The organism is Streptomyces diacarni, from assembly GCF_003323715.1.
Lineage (GTDB): Bacteria > Actinomycetota > Actinomycetes > Streptomycetales > Streptomycetaceae > Streptomyces > Streptomyces diacarni.
In genome coordinates this window covers 129,725-145,643 of record NZ_QOIN01000071.1, presented here as the reverse complement: position 1 = coordinate 145,643, position 15,919 = coordinate 129,725, and the positions used below count along the sequence as shown (strand labels likewise).

General features: G+C 69.8%; 16 protein-coding genes. 6 read left to right on the top strand and 10 right to left on the bottom strand.

All coding sequences use genetic code 11. From position 1 onward, the window contains the following. The 3 genes from DTL70_RS33800 to DTL70_RS32410 form a co-directional block, all read right to left on the bottom strand. A partial coding sequence (locus DTL70_RS33800; RefSeq protein WP_181861160.1) for a transposase occupies positions 1–184 on the bottom strand: 184 nt, incomplete at its 3' end. A 127-nt stretch (positions 185–311) separates the two neighbouring features. Beyond that, positions 312–1,238: an NmrA family NAD(P)-binding protein gene (locus tag DTL70_RS32415; RefSeq protein ID WP_114025593.1), complete on the bottom strand. Its 927-nt coding sequence runs from the start codon at positions 1,236–1,238 to the stop codon at positions 312–314. Between the two features lie 58 nt (positions 1,239–1,296). Beyond that, on the bottom strand, positions 1,297–2,097 hold the full coding sequence (locus tag DTL70_RS32410; protein ID WP_245980261.1) for a polysaccharide deacetylase family protein: 801 nt from the start codon (positions 2,095–2,097) through the stop codon (positions 1,297–1,299). A gap of 88 nt (positions 2,098–2,185) precedes the next feature. Between DTL70_RS32410 and DTL70_RS32405 the strand changes: the two genes are divergently transcribed. After that, on the top strand, positions 2,186–2,536 hold the full coding sequence (locus tag DTL70_RS32405; RefSeq protein WP_114025604.1) for a winged helix-turn-helix transcriptional regulator: 351 nt from the start codon (positions 2,186–2,188) through the stop codon (positions 2,534–2,536). Positions 2,537–2,657: 121 nt separating this feature from the next. On the opposite strand, the gene dnaB is transcribed toward DTL70_RS32405, so the two are convergent. Further along, entirely contained in the window at positions 2,658–4,193 is a 1,536-nt protein-coding gene (dnaB, locus tag DTL70_RS32400) for a replicative DNA helicase (protein ID WP_114025592.1), read from the bottom strand. 459 nt (positions 4,194–4,652) lie between these two features. Between dnaB and DTL70_RS32395 the strand changes: the two genes are divergently transcribed. Then, complete coding sequence (locus tag DTL70_RS32395) at positions 4,653–5,999, top strand: MATE family efflux transporter (protein ID WP_114025591.1); 1,347 nt, start codon at positions 4,653–4,655, stop codon at positions 5,997–5,999. A 93-nt stretch (positions 6,000–6,092) separates the two neighbouring features. On the opposite strand, the gene rplI is transcribed toward DTL70_RS32395, so the two are convergent. From rplI to rpsF, 4 genes are all read right to left on the bottom strand, one after another. Next, positions 6,093–6,539 (bottom strand): 50S ribosomal protein L9, encoded by a 447-nt coding sequence (rplI, locus tag DTL70_RS32390; protein ID WP_114025590.1) that lies wholly within the window; start codon positions 6,537–6,539, stop codon positions 6,093–6,095. 18 nt (positions 6,540–6,557) lie between these two features. Then, complete coding sequence (rpsR, locus tag DTL70_RS32385) at positions 6,558–6,794, bottom strand: 30S ribosomal protein S18 (protein ID WP_003978893.1); 237 nt, start codon at positions 6,792–6,794, stop codon at positions 6,558–6,560. Between the two features lie 21 nt (positions 6,795–6,815). Beyond that, complete coding sequence (locus tag DTL70_RS32380) at positions 6,816–7,406, bottom strand: single-stranded DNA-binding protein (RefSeq protein ID WP_114025589.1); 591 nt, start codon at positions 7,404–7,406, stop codon at positions 6,816–6,818. Between the two features lie 101 nt (positions 7,407–7,507). Then, a complete protein-coding gene (gene rpsF / locus DTL70_RS32375; RefSeq protein WP_027739433.1) occupies positions 7,508–7,798 on the bottom strand; it encodes a 30S ribosomal protein S6 in 291 nt (96 codons plus the stop codon). Positions 7,799–8,046: 248 nt separating this feature from the next. Here rpsF and DTL70_RS32370 point away from each other — a divergent pair, with 248 nt between their 5' ends. From DTL70_RS32370 to DTL70_RS32360, 3 genes are all read left to right on the top strand, one after another. Then, positions 8,047–8,349, top strand: a complete 303-nt coding sequence (locus DTL70_RS32370) for a hypothetical protein (RefSeq protein WP_114025588.1) — start codon at positions 8,047–8,049, stop codon at positions 8,347–8,349. 217 nt (positions 8,350–8,566) lie between these two features. Then, positions 8,567–9,697, top strand: a complete 1,131-nt coding sequence (locus tag DTL70_RS32365) for a lipid II:glycine glycyltransferase FemX (RefSeq protein ID WP_114025587.1) — start codon at positions 8,567–8,569, stop codon at positions 9,695–9,697. A 72-nt stretch (positions 9,698–9,769) separates the two neighbouring features. Beyond that, positions 9,770–10,801: an alanine racemase gene (locus DTL70_RS32360; protein ID WP_114025586.1), complete on the top strand. Its 1,032-nt coding sequence runs from the start codon at positions 9,770–9,772 to the stop codon at positions 10,799–10,801. Between the two features lie 211 nt (positions 10,802–11,012). Here DTL70_RS32360 and DTL70_RS32355 read toward each other — a convergent pair whose 3' ends face one another. After that, a complete protein-coding gene (locus DTL70_RS32355; protein WP_114025585.1) occupies positions 11,013–12,095 on the bottom strand; it encodes an inositol-3-phosphate synthase in 1,083 nt (360 codons plus the stop codon). Positions 12,096–12,145: 50 nt separating this feature from the next. Continuing rightward, positions 12,146–12,814 carry a PadR family transcriptional regulator gene (locus DTL70_RS32350; RefSeq protein WP_114025584.1) on the bottom strand — a complete coding sequence of 223 codons (669 nt, stop codon included), beginning with the start codon at positions 12,812–12,814 and terminating at the stop codon, positions 12,146–12,148. Positions 12,815–13,198: 384 nt separating this feature from the next. Here DTL70_RS32350 and DTL70_RS32345 point away from each other — a divergent pair, with 384 nt between their 5' ends. Beyond that, positions 13,199–15,883: a transglycosylase domain-containing protein gene (locus tag DTL70_RS32345; protein ID WP_114025583.1), complete on the top strand. Its 2,685-nt coding sequence runs from the start codon at positions 13,199–13,201 to the stop codon at positions 15,881–15,883. Positions 15,884–15,919 lie beyond the last annotated feature (36 nt).

Genomic DNA, 15,919 nt, shown 5'->3' with positions numbered 1-15,919 from the left:
GCAGCGTTTGCCACGGCCCATACCGCTCGGGCACGTCCCGCCACGCGGTGCCGGTGCGGAACTTCCACACAATTCCGTTGAGCACCCTTCGGTCGTCCAACCGTTTCCGGCCCCGCAGCGAAGCGGGCAGCAGCGGTCGGACGAACTCCCACTCGGCATCGGACAGCTCATGGCGACGTATCACCCGACCATGATCCACTACCCAAGATCCATTGAAGACACCCCCTAGGCCGCACCGAACGGTCTGGAGCGGCCCGGAGCGGCGGGTCCCGTCGTGCGTGCCCGCGTTCGCCACGTGACACGGTGGGTGGTCATCCCTTCCATCCGGTGCGGTGCAGCCAGTTCTCGAAGGTCATCAAGTCGGGGTGCAGGCGGCGCAGGAGGTCGATGTCCCGGTCTCGGGCGTAGAGATCACGGTCGGCGAAGAACTGGAACATCGCTGCGTAGTCGTGGCTGAAGTCGGGGACGGCGGCGTGCAGGTCGTCGTGCGGCATCGGCAGGTAGGTGCTGGGGGTGCCCGTGACCCGCGCGAAGGTGGCGGCGATCTCGTCGCCGGTGAGGCTGTCGCCGATCACCGCGAGGTCGCGGGCGCCCCAGGACTGCCAGTTGTCGAACATGTGGCCGGCGAACCAGGCGATGTCGTCCAGGGCGACGAGCGGATAGGGGGCGGTGCCGAGGGGGAGGTGGAAGGTCAGGCCGCCTTGGCCGTCCGGTCGGGGCGTGAGTCGGTCCCGCAGGTTCTCGAAGTACGGCGCGGTGGTCAGTACCGAGACGTGGTCCGTGTACCAGCCGTCGGTCTCCTTGCGGAGCATTTCCTGTGACCGCATCAGACGGATGTGGGCGGCGACGGCGGCTTTGCTGTCGAAGTGCGGGACGGGGCGGCCGGTCAGGGACACCGCGCTGTCCAGCGAGGACCAGATGAAACGCTCCACGCCGGCCCGCTCCGCGGCCGCCAGCCAGTGCAGCCCTTGACGGTACTCACCCACGACGCTGCCCGTCGCGAAGAAGTCGGTGTTGGCGAACACGCGGTCGGCCCGCCCGATCAGGACCTCCGGGGCCGCCGAGTCGGAGCGGACCAGTCGCACGCGGCCGGGTGCGATCGCGGCGAGTGCGGTGGCGTGGGCGGACTCCGGGCGGCGGGTGGGGACGGTGAGGGTGGCGTCGGTGGTGGCAAGCAGGTGCCGGACCACGCGGCTGCCCATGGCACCGGTGCCGCCGACGACGAGGACGTGGGTCATGGCGTACTTCCCTGGTGTGTCAACGGTGCGTGTCAGCGGTGCGTGTCAGCGGTGCGTGTCAGCACGTGTTCGGCCAGCTGGGCGTGGGTGGCAACCCAGACGTCGCCGACTCACGGATGTGGTCGAGGATCTGGCCGACCATGCCCGAGAGGAGCGGTCGGCCTCCGACGTGGGCGTGGAGGGTCAGGCGGAAGACGCCCGGGCCGGGAGCGGCGCGCAGCTGGTCCAGCAGCTCACGGTGCAGGTCGCGGTAGGCGTACGGGCCGGCCGCAGCGTCGCGGACGTCGGAGTGGTCGCTGTGCATGAGGGACACCAGCGGACCGTGAGCAGTGGGCAGGACCTGCGGGAGGTGGTGGTCACCGTGGTCGCCGGTCCAGCGGTAGCCGGCCTCGGCGAGCAGGCCGTCGGTATGCCGCGAACCGGTGGCACGCGGGCTCATCCACCCCCTCGGGCGAACGCCGGTGAGCTGGCGAAGGGTTTCGGTGCAGCGAGCGATATTGGTCCGCTCGGCATCCACGTCGAGCAGCGCGGGCACCACGTCCTGGGCCCAGGAGTGCGCGGCGATCTCGTGACCCGCCTCGTGCACGGCCGCGACGGTCTCGGGATGCCGCTCAGCCACCAGCCCACTGACGCCGACGGTGGCGGGCAGGTCACCGACGATGTCGAGCAGCCGCCAGATGCCGGTGGTGACACCGTAGTCCGCCCAGGAGGTGCTGTGCGTGTCGTCGATGCCGGACAGCGGCCACGCCGCGGCCATCGGCGCGTAGGCGGGCCAGTGCCCTGGTGACCACAGCTCCAACGCGACGGTGACCAGTACGACGACCTTCCGCTCGCCCGGCCGGCCGGTCTCTGCCCCCATGCGTTCCCCCTGCTCGGTAGCTTCCCGCCTAGACGCTAGTGAGGCGGTGGGTACCTCCGGGTTCCCGGCAGCGGGCTACCGTCGCGGCATGCGTGAGTACCCCGGCAGCGTCTTCCTCGCCGACTGCCCGGCTCGGCTGGCGATCGAGATCATCGCCGACAAGTGGGCGGTGGTCGTGCTGTTCGCGTTGAGCCGGGCACCGTGCAGACACGGCGAGCTGGTCGGCCTGATCGGCGGCATCTCGCGGAAAGTGCTGACCCAGACGCTGCGGCGGTTGCAGGGATACGGCCTGGTCGACCGCCATGCCGAGGCCGGCAAGGTCGAGTACGTACTGACAGACCTGGGCCGAACGCTGGTGGAGCCGATCGCCGTGCTGACCGAGTGGGCCCACGAGCACGGCGCGGCGGTGGTGGGCTTCCAGGAGGCCGAAGCGGAGTAAGTGTGCTCGGCCTGGGACGCGGAGTGCGCGTCGTCCCGAAGGCGCCGGTTGCATAAGGCCGTCAGCAGCCTCGGTAGGGGCGTGGTGCGTGATCGCGACAGATCCTGCACCGCGTCCCCGATCAGGTCTGGGCCATGTCCACGAAGCGGGAGTAGTGGCCCTGGAAGGCGACGGTGATCGTCGCCGTCGGGCCGTTGCGGTGCTTGGCGACGATCAGGTCCGCCTCGCCGGCGCGGGGGGACTCCTTCTCGTAGGCGTCCTCGCGGTGGAGGAGGATGACCATGTCGGCATCCTGTTCGATGGAGCCCGACTCGCGCAGATCGGAGACCATCGGTTTCTTGTCCGTGCGCTGCTCGGGGCCTCGGTTGAGCTGGGAGAGGGCGATGACCGGCACCTCCAGCTCCTTGGCCAGCAGCTTGAGGTTCCGGGACATCTCCGAGACCTCCTGCTGGCGGGATTCGGGGCGGCGGGAGCCGCCCGTCTGCATCAGCTGGAGGTAGTCGATGACGATCAGCTGGAGGTCGTTGCGCTGCTTGAGCCGGCGGCACTTGGCGCGGATCTCCATCATCGACAGGTTCGGCGAGTCGTCGATGTAGAGCGGCGCGTCGGTGACGCCGGGCATCTGCCGGGCCAGCCGCGTCCAGTCCTCGTCCGTCATCGACCCGGACCGCATGTGGTGCAGCGCCACCCGCGCCTCCGCGGACAGCAGCCGCATCGCGATCTCGTTGCGCCCCATCTCCAGGGAGAAGATCACGCTGGGCATGGCGTGCTTGATGGAACAGGCGCGGGCGAAATCCAGGGCGAGGGTGGACTTGCCCATGGCGGGGCGGGCCGCGATGACGATCATCTGGCCCGGGTGGAGGCCGTTGGTGAGGGAGTCCAGGTCGGTGAAGCCGGTGGGCACACCGGTCATCTGGCCGCTGCGGGAGCCGATGGCCTCGATCTCGTCGAGAGCGCCCTCCATGATGTCGGCGAGGGGGAGGTAGTCCTCAGAGGTGCGCTGCTCGGTGACGGCGTAGATCTCGGCCTGGGCGCCGTTGACGATGTCGTCGACGTCGCCGTCGGCCGCGTAACCCATCTGGGTGATGCGCGTGCCGGCCTCCACGAGGCGGCGCAGCACCGCGCGTTCGCGGACGATCTCCGCGTAGTAGAGCGCGTTGGCCGCGGTGGGCACCGCCTGGACGAGCGACTGGACGTAGCCGGGGCCGCCGACGCGGCCGATCTCGCCGCGGCGGGTCAGCTCGGCGGTGACGGTGATGGGGTCGGCGGGCTCGCCCTTGGCGTAGAGGTCGAGGACGGCCTGGTAGACCGTCTCGTGCGCGGGCCGGTAGAAGTCCTGGCCCTTGAGGGTCTCGACGACATCGGCGATGGCGTCCTTGGACAGCAGCATGCCGCCGAGGACGGACTTCTCCGCCTCCAGATCCTGCGGAGGTACCCGCTCGAAGCCGCCGGGTGGGCCCTCGGGGCCGCGCTCGTGCTGCTCGGGCAGGCCGCCGCCGGACCGGTCGTCCCCGCGGCGGGAGCCGCGGGAGCCGTTACCGCCCGCGTAGCCGTACCCATCGCCGCCTCGGCCGCCCGACCGGACGACGGGGAAGCCCTCCTGGACCGCGAGGTCGGCGGCCCAGGGGTCCTCCACCTGCTCGGGTTGCTGCGTCACCCGCCTCGCCTCCTCCCACGGCTCCGTCGTACGGCACAGTCTTACGGCACAGCACTGACAAAGGCTGGCAGTCGAGGCGCCTCATCCCGGGTTACGGCACGTCGGTCGGCCGGTGAAGAAACGGGGAACGGCGGGCGCGCGCTGGTACACCGTAGGCGGCCCGCGCGGTTCAGCCAATCACCTTATCCACAGGGTGGTGTGGACAGTCGGGGCCAAGCTGTGGAGAAGTCCCCGAAAGCTGTGCACGAGTCGGGGGACAGCGCTGTGGATTACTCGTACGATCCCTCCAAAAGCCCCGCATGACCTGCGGTTTTGCCGTCCACCGACTGTGCGGGGAAAAAACTTCGGCCCTGCGCACACGGGAGCGTCACGGAGGGTGCACAAGCCTGTCCTGTACACCACCCGGTAAGCGTCAGTTGCCCCTTGTGCTCATTACCTGTGGATGTTTGGATCGAACCCATGAGCCCCGCTTCCCCGACCACGCGCACCGACGTGCGACGCCACGACCGTGAGATCATCGCGCTCGCCCTCCCCGCCTTCGGCGCGCTCGTCGCGGAGCCCCTCTTCGTCATGGTCGACAGCGCCATCGTCGGCCACCTCGGCACCCCGCAACTCGCCGGCCTCGGCGTCGCGGCGGCGCTGCTGCAGACCGGCGTCAACATCTTCGTCTTCCTCGCCTACGCCACCACCGCGGCCGTCGCCCGCCGCCTGGGCGCAGACGACCTCCCCGCCGCGCTGCGCCAGGGCATGGACGGCATCTGGCTCGCCCTGCTGCTCGGCGCGCTGGTGATCGCCGCCGTCGTGCCCACAGCCCCCTGGCTCATCGACGCCTTCGGCGCCTCGGCCACCGCCGCCCCCTACGGCACCACCTACCTGCGCATCAGCGCCCTCGGCATCCCCGCCATGCTCATCGTCCTCGCCGCGACGGGCGTGCTGCGCGGCCTCCAGGACACCAGGACCCCGCTGTACGTCGCCGTCGGCGGCTTCGGCGCCAACGCCGCCCTCAACGCGCTGCTGGTCTACGGCGCCGGGCTCGGCATCGCGGGCTCCGCCTGGGGCACCGTGATCGCCCAGTGGGGCATGGCCCTCGTCTACCTCACCGTGGTCGTACGCGGCGCCCGGCGGCACGGCGCCTCCCTCCGCCCCGACCTCGCCGGCATCCGCGCCAGCGGCCGCGCCGGTGTCCCCCTGCTGATCCGTACGCTCTCGCTGCGGGCCGTCCTGATGATCGCGACCGCCGTCGCGGCCCGGCTGGGCGACGCCGACATCGCCGCCCACCAGATCACCCTCACCCTGTGGTCGCTGCTGGCCTTCGCGCTGGACGCCATCGCCATCGCGGGACAGGCCATCATCGGGCGCTACCTCGGGGCCTCCGACGCCGAGGGTGCCCGGGCCGCCTGCCGCCGCATGATCCTGTGGGGCGCCGTCTCCGGCGTGGTGCTCGGCGCGCTGGTCGCCCTCGTGCGGCCCCTGTTCATGCCGCTGTTCACGACCGACGGCTCCGTCATCGACCAGCTGACGCCGGTCCTCCTCGTCGTCGCCGTCACCCAGCCCGTCGCCGGCGTCGTCTTCGTCCTCGACGGCGTCCTCATGGGGGCGGGCGACGGCCCCTACCTCGCCGGCGCGATGCTGGTGACCCTCGCCGTCTTCGCCCCCATCGCGCTCCTCGTCCCCACCCTCGGCGGTGGCCTGACCGCGCTGTGGTGGACCGTCGCGGGGCTGATGATGGGCACCCGCCTGGTCACCCTCGCCCTGCGCGCCCGCTCGGGCCGCTGGCTGGTCACAGGCGCCGTCCGCACGGCCTGAACCGCCGGAGCGCGGAGCACGACGGACGAAAGGGCCGCACCCCGGGGGGTGCGGCCCTTTCGCGAAGAGCTGGGCTCTCGATGAGCTGGGCTCTCAGGACGCGGCGACGTCCACGTTCACCGTGGCGGCCACGTCGGCGTGCAGCCGGATGGACACCTGGTGGGCGCCGAGCGACTTGATGGGCGAGCCCACCTCGATGCGGCGCTTGTCGACGTCGGGCCCGCCCGACGTCCGGATCGCGTCGGCGATGTCGGCCGGGGTCACGGAACCGAACAGGCGGCCCTGGTCGCCGGCGCGCACCTGCAGGGCGACGCGCAGGCCCTCCAACTGGCCCTTGATCTCGTTGGCCTGCTCGATCGTCGCGATCTCGCGGATCTTGCGGGCACGGCGGATCTGCTCGACGTCCTTCTCGCCGCCCTTGGTCCAGCGGAGGGCGTAACCGCGGGGGACGAGGAAGTTGCGGGCGTATCCGTCGCGCACCTCGACGACGTCGCCTGCGGCACCGAGGCCGGAGACCTCGTTGGTCAGGATGATCTTCATGCTGGGGTCACCCTTTCCTTAGCGCGCGGTCGAGGTGTAGGGCAGCAGCGCCATCTCACGGCTGTTCTTCACGGCCGTGGCGACGTCACGCTGGTGCTGGGTGCAGTTGCCGGTGACCCGGCGGGCACGGATCTTGCCGCGGTCGGAGATGAACTTCCGCAGCAGGTTCGTGTCCTTGTAGTCGACGTAGGAGATCTTCTCCTTGCAGAACACGCAAACCTTCTTCTTCGGCTTGCGAGCAGGCGGCTTCGCCATTGTCTACTCCTATGAGTTCGCTCAGAAGGGTGGCTCGTCCGAGTAGCCGCCACCGTTGCCGCCGGGGCCGCCGCCCCAGCCGCCGCCACCGCCCTGGCCGCCGCCGGCCGGGGCGCTCGTGGCCCACGGGTCGCCCGCGGGGGCGCCGCCGCCCTGCGGACCGCCCGGTCCGCCGGAGGCACCGCCCCAGCCGCCGCCCTGACCGCCGCCGCCACCGCCGCCGAAGCCGCCGCCCTGACCGCCGCGGCCGCTGGTCTTGGTGACCTTGGCCGTGGCGTTGCGGAGGCTGGCGCCGACCTCGTCGACGTCCAGCTCGTAGACCGTGCGCTTGATGCCCTCCCGGTCCTCGTACGAGCGCTGCCTGAGGCGGCCCTGCACGACGACGCGGGTGCCCTTGGTGAGGGACTCGGCGACGTTCTCCGCCGCCTGCCGCCAGACCGAGCAGGTCAGAAAGAGGCTCTCGCCGTCCTTCCACTCATTCGTCTGGCGGTCGAAGGTGCGGGGGGTGGACGCGACGCGGAACTTCGCGACCGCCGCACCTGAGGGGGTGAAGCGCAGCTCGGGGTCGTCGACGAGATTGCCGACGACCGTGATGACGGTCTCGCCTGCCATGGGGGAACCTCTCGGCGTGCTGCTGGCTGCTGTGGTGCTGGGCACGCGGCGGTGGTGCTGCCGCGTGGTGGAGGTGCTGCTCGGTTACTCGGGGGTCGGCCTCAGTGGGTCGACGGGCGCAGGACCTTGGTCCGCAGGACGGACTCGTTCAGGTTCATCTGCCGGTCGAGCTCCTTGACCACAGCAGGCTCGGCCTGGAGGTCGATGACCGAGTAGATGCCCTCGGGCTTCTTGTTGATCTCGTAGGAGAGACGACGACGGCCCCAGGTGTCGACCTTCTCGACCTTGCCGTTGCCCTCGCGGACGACGGAAAGGAAGCTCTCGATCTGGGGGGCGACAGCGCGCTCCTCCAGGTCGGGGTCGAGGATCACCATCACCTCGTAGTGACGCATGTGGAACCCACCTCCTCTGGACTCAGCGGCCACGGTCGTTCCGTGGCAGGAGGGTCGTGATGCGTTGTGCCGTGCCACCCGCCGGAAAGGGATTCCGGAAGCGGCACAGACGGGCCAGCGTACCTTCCCGCGCCCTTCCGGTTGAAATCCGGGGGCAACCCGGAGCAATCTGGACACCACAGGTGTGAGCGGCGTTACAGTCCGCGCCGCGCGCCGCAGGAGCAGGAGCTCGCCTTAGGAGGTGCCGTATGGCACAGGCAGTCCGGTGGACCCATCCGCTCTCCTACCTGAACTCCGACGGCAGACGTCACCCGAAGGAGAACTCCCTGGCGACCGCCACCCTGGTGCTGGGCGTCGTCGCGGTGGTCTGCGCCTGGTGGCCCGGGCTGCACGTGCCGGGCACCTGGGTGGGGATCGTCGGCGTGCTGACCGGGGCGTGGGGCCAGTACATCTCGGCGACGACGGGTGAACGGTTCGTCACCATCATCGGGCTGGGGGCCGCGGCGGTCGGCTTCTACATCAACATGATGCACGGCGGTTTCCTGGCGTAGCCGCACCGTGACGTGGGGTTCCGGCGCCGGGGGCGCGGGGCCCCCGCGCCGGGGCGGGGATTCCCGCGCCCTCGCGGGTGGGCGCCGGGGCGCGAGCGGGGCACCGTCGGCGGCGCGAGACGCCCGGTCCGGCGCGGCCCTGGGCCGAACGGGGCGCCCGGGCGCACAGTAGGCTTCCCGGCGAGCATCACTCAGTTCGCCGGAGGAGCGTCGCGCCATGAGCCTGACCCTGAGGACCATCAGCCGAGAGCAGCATCTGGCGTATGTCCAGAGCCTGGCGTCGGCAAGCCACTGTCAGGTGCCCGCGTGGGCGGACGTGAAGAACGAGTGGCGGGCGGAGAACCTGGGCTGGTTCGACGAGCGTACGGGGCAGATGGTGGGCGCGGGCCTGGTGCTCTACCGCCAGCTGCCGAAGGTCAAGCGCTATCTGGCGTACCTGCCAGAGGGCCCGGTCATCAACTGGTACGCGCCCAACCTGGACGAGTGGCTGCGCCCCATGCTGGACCATCTCAAGGGGCAGGGCGCGTTCTCGGTGAAGATGGGCCCGCCGGTGGTGATCCGGCGCTGGGACGCGGCCGCGATCAAGAAGGGCATCCAGGACCAGGACGTCAAGCGGCTGCGCGACATCGAGGCGACGCACATCGAGCCGCGCGCCTTCGAGGTGTCCGACAAGCTGCGCAGGATGGGCTGGCAGCAGGGCGAGGACGGCGGCGCGGGGTTCGGCGACGTCCAGCCGCGTTACGTCTTTCAGGTGCCGCTTCAGGGCCGTTCGCTGGAGGACGTCCACAAGAGCTTCAACCAGCTGTGGCGCCGCAACATCAAGAAGGCCGACAAGGCCGGTGTGCAGGTGGTCCAGGGCAACATGGCCAACCCGTACGACCTGGACGAGTGGCAGCGCCTGTACGAGATCACCGCGGAGCGCGACAGGTTCCGGCCCCGTCCCAAGGCGTACTTCCAGCGCATGTGGAACGCGCTGAACGCGGAGGACCCGCACCGGATGCGGCTGTACTTCGCCGAGCACGAGGGCGAGCGGATCTCGGCGGCCACGATGCTCGTCGTCGGTGGTCACGTGTGGTACAGCTACGGTGCCTCGGCCAACCACAAGCGTGAGGTGCGGCCGTCGAACGCGATGCAGTGGCGGATGCTCCAGGACGCCTACGCGCTGGGGGCGAGCGTCTACGACCTGCGCGGCATCAGCGACTCCCTCGACGAGGACGACCACCTGTTCGGCCTGATCCAGTTCAAGGTCGGCACGGGTGGGCAGGCGGCGGAGTACCTCGGCGAGTGGGACTTCCCGCTCAACAAGCTGCTGCACAAGGCGCTGGACATGTACATGTCGCGACGCTGACGGCCCCGCCGCCCCGCCCCGTCGACGACGGGCCCGACCGACGACCCGATCGAGAAAGGTTCCCTACCGGCCATGGCGCTCTCCCTCTACGTCGACACCGATCGCTGGCGGGCGCACCAGCAGTCGATGATCCAGCAGTTCCCGGGGATCGTTCCGGTCTGCAAGGGCAACGGCTACGGCTTCGGCCACGAACGGCTGGCCGACGAGGCCACCAAGTTCGGCGCCGACATCCTGGCCGTCGGCACGACCTACGAGGCGGCCCGCACGAAGGACCTGTTCGGCGGGGACCTGCTGGTGCTCACCCCGTTCCGCAAGAACGAGGAGCCGGTACCGCTGCCCGACCGCGCCATCCGCTCGGTCTCCTCGGTGGAGGGCGTGGGCCTCATGCGCGGGGCGCGGGTCGTCATCGAGGTGATGAGCAGCATGAAGCGGCACGGCGTCACCGAGCAGGACCTGCCCCGGCTGCACGCCGCGATCGACGAGGTGCGCCTGGAGGGCTTCGCCATCCACCTGCCGCTGGACCGGGCCGACGGCTCGGACGCGGTGGAGGAGGTCATCGGCTGGATGGACCGGCTGCGGGCCGCCCGCCTGCCGCTGGAGACGATGTTCGTCAGCCACCTCAAGCCGCAGGAGTTCGCCCTCCTCCAGCAGCAGTTCCCGCAGACCCGCTTCCGCGCCCGGATCGGCACCCGGCTGTGGCTGGGCGACCACGACGCCACGGAGTACCGGGGCGCGATCCTGGACGTCACGCAGGTGACCAAGACCGACAGGTTCGGCTACCGGCAGGCCAAGGCGCCGGGGGACGGCTGGCTGGTCGTCGTCGCCGGCGGCACCTCGCACGGGGTGGGCCTGGAGTCCCCCAAGGCGCTGCACGGCATGACCTCACGCGCCAAGGGCGTGGCCCGCGCGGGGCTGGCGACCGTGAACCGCAACCTGTCCCCGTTCGTGTGGGCGGGCAAGCAGCGCTGGTTCGCGGAGCCCCCGCACATGCAGGTCTCCATCCTCTTCGTGCCCGCCGACGCCCCCGAGCCGCACGTCGGCGAGGAACTGACGGCGATCCTCCGCCACACCACCACAACGGTCGACCGCACGATGGACCGCTGACGCGGTCGTCTCAAGGCTGCCCCTGCTGGAAAGGGACTGCCCCTGTGCGTCTCGTCGCAGACTGCGGGTGCGTTGTGCTCACCCGCGCCGTTCCCCGCGCCCCCGGAGGGGCGCGGGGAACGGCGCGACGAGCCACGACGGCGGTGCAGGCGGCGACGGACAGCCAGGGGCAGCCCCTCACCCGCGTTCGGTCAGGCCGCAGCGGCGAGCGTCAGCGCTCGGACCTGCCCTCGATGAAGTCCTGCACGTTCTGGCGGGCCTGGTCGTCGAAGTACTGGACCGGCGGCGACTTCATGAAGTACGAGGACGCCGAGAGGATCGGGCCGCCGATACCGCGGTCCTTGGCGATCTTCGCGGCGCGCAGCGCGTCGATGATGACACCCGCCGAGTTGGGGGAGTCCCACACCTCGAGCTTGTACTCCAGGTTCAGCGGCACGTCGCCGAAGGCGCGGCCCTCCAGGCGGACGTAGGCCCACTTGCGGTCGTCCAGCCAGGCCACGAAGTCGGAGGGGCCGATGTGCACGTTGTCGGCGCCCAGGTCGCGGTCGGGGATCTGGGAGGTGACGGCCTGCGTCTTGGAGATCTTCTTCGACTCCAGCCGCTCCCGCTCCAGCATGTTCTTGAAGTCCATGTTGCCGCCGACGTTCAGCTGCATCGTGCGGTCCAGGATGACGCCGCGGTCCTCGAACAGCTTGGCCATCACGCGGTGCGTGATGGTGGCGCCGACCTGGGACTTGATGTCGTCACCGACGATCGGCACACCGGCGGCGGTGAACTTGTCCGCCCACTCCTTGGTGCCGGCGATGAAGACGGGCAGCGCGTTGACGAAGGCGACGCCCGCGTCGAGGGCGCACTGCGCGTAGAACTCGACGGCGGACTGCGAGCCGACGGGCAGGTAGCAGACCAGGACGTCGGCCTGCGCGTCCTTGAGCGCCTTGACGACGTCGACGGGCTCGGCGTCGGACTCCTCGATGGTCTCGCGGTAGTACTTGCCCAGGCCGTCGTAGGTGTGACCGCGCTGCACGGGCACGCCGGCCGGCGGCACGTCGCAGATCTTGATCGTGTTGTTCTCGCTGGCGCCGATCGCCTCGGCGAGGTCGAGCCCGACCTTCTTGCCGTCGACGTCGAAGGCGGCGACGAACTCGATGTCGCGCACGTGGTAGTCGCCGAACTGGACGTGCATCAGACCCGGGACCTTGCTGTCCGGGTCGGCGTCCTTGTAGTACTCGACGCCCTGCACCAGCGATGCGGCGCAGTTGCCCACGCCGGCGATGGCTACGCGAACCGAACCCATTCCGGTTGCTCCCTGTGTGTTCTCGCTGAGGCCGCGGTGGTGCGCGGACCTCATCTGTCGGTGTTGTCGGACGGACCCGACGAGGGACGGTCCGAACCGGTCTCGCGCGCCGGGCGCCTCGTGCGCTCGTCCCCCGCCCGCTCGCTCCCCTTGCGTTCGCTCTCGATGAGCTCGGTGAGCCAGCGGACCTCCCGCTCCACGGATTCCATGCCGTGACGCTGGAGTTCGAGCGTGTAGTCGTCGAGGCGCTCGCGCGTACGGGCCAAAGAGGCGCGCATCTTCGCGAGCCTCTCCTCCAGCCGGCTGCGGCGTCCTTCCAGTACGCGCATGCGCACGTCGCGCGACGTCTGGCCGAAGAAGGCGAAGCGGACGCCGAAGTGCTCGTCCTCCCAGGTATCGGGACCCGTCTGGGAGAGCAGGTCCTCGAAGTGCTCCTTGCCTTCGGCCGTCAGCCGGTAAACGATCTTCGCCCGCCGCCCGGCGAGCGAGCCCGCCTGCGCGCGGGGGGTCAGCTGCTCCTCGGGCTGGGCGCTCGGCTCCTCCACCAGCCATCCGCGCTGTACCAGCGCCTTGAGGCAGGGGTAGAGCGAGCCGTAGCTGAAGGCGCGGAAGACGCCGAGCGAGGTGTTGAGCCGCTTGCGCAGCTCGTATCCGTGCATGGGGGACTCGCGGAGCAGGCCGAGGACGGCGAACTCGAGGACGCCCGAGCGTCTGCTCACAGGCCGCCACCTCCGTCCGGTCTCCGGCCGTCCCGCGCTTGTCGCGGCACGTGTCTCGCTCTGATGTATCGACTCGATACATCACGACGATAGAACGGCCCTTCGGGTGCGACAAGAGGGGGGTCCGTGAAGGGACTCACATCACGATTCGCCGCAGCTGCTTTGCGTCGAATAAGGCGAATACGCCGTAAGGGAGGTTTTGGAGCTGCGTAGTCTGTCGCGTGTGCAGACCACCGGGAACCGTGCGGCGTACGAACGCGTCCTCGTCCTGGGTGCAGTGCGCGCGGGTGAGGCGGAACCGTCCGCCCGGTGCACTCGGGGGGACCAGAAGCCAACTGCCACCTTCAGGCGCTACGGCCGCCTGCCCGAGGAGTAGCTGTTCCAATGAGCGGAAACCGTCGAAAGCCGCCGCAGGGGCGCGGCCGTCGCGCGGCCCAGCCGCCACCGTCCTCCGGACGCCGGGCGGCTCCGCGCGGCCACGGCGGAGGGTCGGCCTCCGCCCCTGGTGACGCGTACGGCGACCAAAGCGAGCCGCAGGCGTACCAAGGTCGCGCGGCGGCCCGCAAGGCCGCCCAGGGCGGCGGACGGCGGCGCGCCGCCTCGGCCGCGGTCGGCGCCCAAAGCGGCCGCCGGGCCGGCGGTGGGCGGGGGCGCGGGGGCCCCGAGCGCAAGCGCTTCATTGACTACCCGCGGGCGAACAAGTCGGGCGTACGGCGCTGGCTGCCGTCCTGGAAGCTGGTGACCGGCTCCTCCCTCGGCTTCATCGGGTTCCTCATCGTCGCCTTCGCCATCGGGCTGTGGATGGTGGAGGTCCCCGACCAGGCCAAGGCCGACGCCCGCTCGCAGACGAACGTCTACTACTGGTCCAACGGCGACCGGATGGCCGTGGCGGGCGCCGAGGGCGAGAAGAACCGGCAGAACGTCTCGCTGAGCCAGATGCCCAAGCCTCTCCAGCAGGCGGTGGTCGCCTCGGAGAACGAGACGTTCTGGGAGGACTCGGGCGTCGACCCGATGGGCATCGCGCGCGCGGCCTTCAACATGGCGACCGGCGGTGACACCCAGGGCGGCTCGACGATCACCCAGCAGTTCGTCAAGAACAACTACCTGACCCAGGACCAGACCATCAAGCGCAAGGTCACGGAGCTGTTCATCTCCATCAAGGCCGGCGCCACGATGGACAAGGGCGAGATCCTGGAGGGCTACCTCAACACCGCCTACTTCGGCCGCGGCGCTTTCGGTGTCCAGGCGGCCTCCCAGGCGTACTTCGGCAAGGACGTGGACAAGATCGACGCCGCCGAGGGCGCCTACCTGACGACGCTGCTGAACGGCGCGGCCCTGTACGACCCCTACGAGGGCGACCAGGAGGCGAACAGGGCCCGTTCGCTCAAGAAGTGGCGCTCGGTCATCCACCGCGAGGTGGAGATCGGCAAGATGAAGAAGTCCGACGCGAAGAAGGTCCTCGCCGACGGCCTGCCGACCATCAAGCCGCCGAAGAAGGCGATGGACAAGCGGGGCCAGAAGGGCTACATGATCGACCTGGCCAACAGGTACCTGGTCAACAACGACGTCCTCACCCGCGAGGAGCTCAACCGCGGCGGCTACCAGATCACCACGACCTTCAACAAGAAGAAGACGCTCGCGCTGCGGGACTCGGTCAACAAGGTCTACAAGGAGAACATCGACCCGAAGAAGCGGCCCGACCTGGACTCGCACGTCCAGTTCGGCGGCGCCTCCGTCAGCCCGTCGGACGGACAGATCGTGGCGATCTACGGCGGCAAGGACTACATCGAGCACTTCACCAACAACGCCGACGACACCGGTGTGCCCGTCGGCTCGACGTTCAAGCCGTTCGTGCTGGCCTCGGCCATGAGCGAGGGCGTACGGGACCGCGACGGTCCCGAGACGCAGTCGGCGGACATGCGCCACCTGGTCAATCCGGACACCAGCTATTACGACGGTCGCAACAAGCTGCTGATCCGCGACTACGACGGGGAGATCTGGAAGAACAAGGAAGGCGAGTACTGGCGCCAGACCAACGACGGCGGCCACGACTACGGCGACGCGGACGACGGCTACCGGATCAACCTGCGCGAGGCCATGAAGCACTCGGTGAACTCGCCGTACGTGCAGCTCGGTATGGACATCGGCATTCCCACCGTGCGCTCGAGCGCCGAGGAAGCGGGGCTGCTCGACTCCAGCCTCAACCAGTCGAACAGCCCCTCCTTCTCCCTCGGTATCTCCACCCCCAGCGCGATCCGCATGGCGGGCGCCTACGGCACCTTCGCCGCCGAGGGCAAGCGCAACGACCTGTACTCGGTCAAGAAGGTCATCGGCCAGAAGGGCGAGAAGCTCTCCCTGCCGACGCACAAAAAGGAGCAGGCGTTCACCCCGCAGGTGGCCAACAACGTCACCGACGTGCTCACCGACGTCACCGCGCCGGGCGGTACCGGCAGCGTCGCCCAGGGCCTGGGCCGTCCCTCGGCCGGCAAGACGGGTACGACGGACGGCAACAAGTCGGCGTGGTTCGTCGGCTACACCCCGCAGCTGTCGACAGCGGTGGGCATGTGGCGCCTCAACGACGACGCCTCGGTCAAGAACCGCAAGTTCCTGGAGATGTTCGGCACCGGCGGTCAGAAGAAGATCCACGGTGCGTCCTTCCCCGCCGAGATCTGGACCGCGTACATGAAGGACGCGCTCAAGGGCACGAGCGTGCAGAATTTCCCCAAGGCGGAGCCCATCGGTGAGAAGGTCTACGGGCCGGGTGCCAGCCCCGACCCGACCCCCACACAGACGTCACCGCCTCCGTCGCCGACGAAGGACCCCAGCAAGAGCCCGTCCGAACCGCCGTCCGAGTCGCCTTCCAAGTCGCCGACGGAGTCCAGCACCAGCTGCCCGCCACTCGACCCCACGTGCGACGACGACAACGGCCAGGACGGAGGCGGCGGCGATCCCGACGGGGGCAACGACAACGGAGGGCCCGGCGGAGACCCGGGCGGGGACTCCGGCGACACGGGAGATACGGGAGATCCCGGAAACTGGATCGCGGGCCCCAACGGCCGCAGGGAGTGAACGCCGCTCCCCCCTCCATAGCCGCCGGACAGTGAC

Bases quoted from the DNA above. Each gene is read 5' to 3' on its own strand.
- DTL70_RS32410 (WP_245980261.1), bottom strand. From the start codon at position 2,097: ATGGGGGCAGAGACCGGCCGGCCGGGCGAGCGGAAGGTCGTCGTACTG.
- DTL70_RS32370 (WP_114025588.1), top strand. From the start codon at position 8,047: ATGGCACAGGCAGTCCGGTGGACCCATCCGCTCTCCTACCTGAACTCC.
- DTL70_RS32345 (WP_114025583.1), top strand. From the start codon at position 13,199: ATGAGCGGAAACCGTCGAAAGCCGCCGCAGGGGCGCGGCCGTCGCGCG.
- rplI (WP_114025590.1), bottom strand. From the start codon at position 6,539: ATGAAGATCATCCTGACCAACGAGGTCTCCGGCCTCGGTGCCGCAGGC.
- DTL70_RS32395 (WP_114025591.1), top strand. From the start codon at position 4,653: ATGAGCCCCGCTTCCCCGACCACGCGCACCGACGTGCGACGCCACGAC.
- DTL70_RS32365 (WP_114025587.1), top strand. From the start codon at position 8,567: ATGAGCCTGACCCTGAGGACCATCAGCCGAGAGCAGCATCTGGCGTAT.
- rpsF (WP_027739433.1), bottom strand. From the start codon at position 7,798: ATGCGTCACTACGAGGTGATGGTGATCCTCGACCCCGACCTGGAGGAG.
- DTL70_RS32415 (WP_114025593.1), bottom strand. From the start codon at position 1,238: ATGACCCACGTCCTCGTCGTCGGCGGCACCGGTGCCATGGGCAGCCGC.
- DTL70_RS32405 (WP_114025604.1), top strand. From the start codon at position 2,186: ATGCGTGAGTACCCCGGCAGCGTCTTCCTCGCCGACTGCCCGGCTCGG.
- DTL70_RS32360 (WP_114025586.1), top strand. From the start codon at position 9,770: ATGGCGCTCTCCCTCTACGTCGACACCGATCGCTGGCGGGCGCACCAG.
- DTL70_RS32355 (WP_114025585.1), bottom strand. From the start codon at position 12,095: ATGGGTTCGGTTCGCGTAGCCATCGCCGGCGTGGGCAACTGCGCCGCA.
- rpsR (WP_003978893.1), bottom strand. From the start codon at position 6,794: ATGGCGAAGCCGCCTGCTCGCAAGCCGAAGAAGAAGGTTTGCGTGTTC.
- DTL70_RS32380 (WP_114025589.1), bottom strand. From the start codon at position 7,406: ATGGCAGGCGAGACCGTCATCACGGTCGTCGGCAATCTCGTCGACGAC.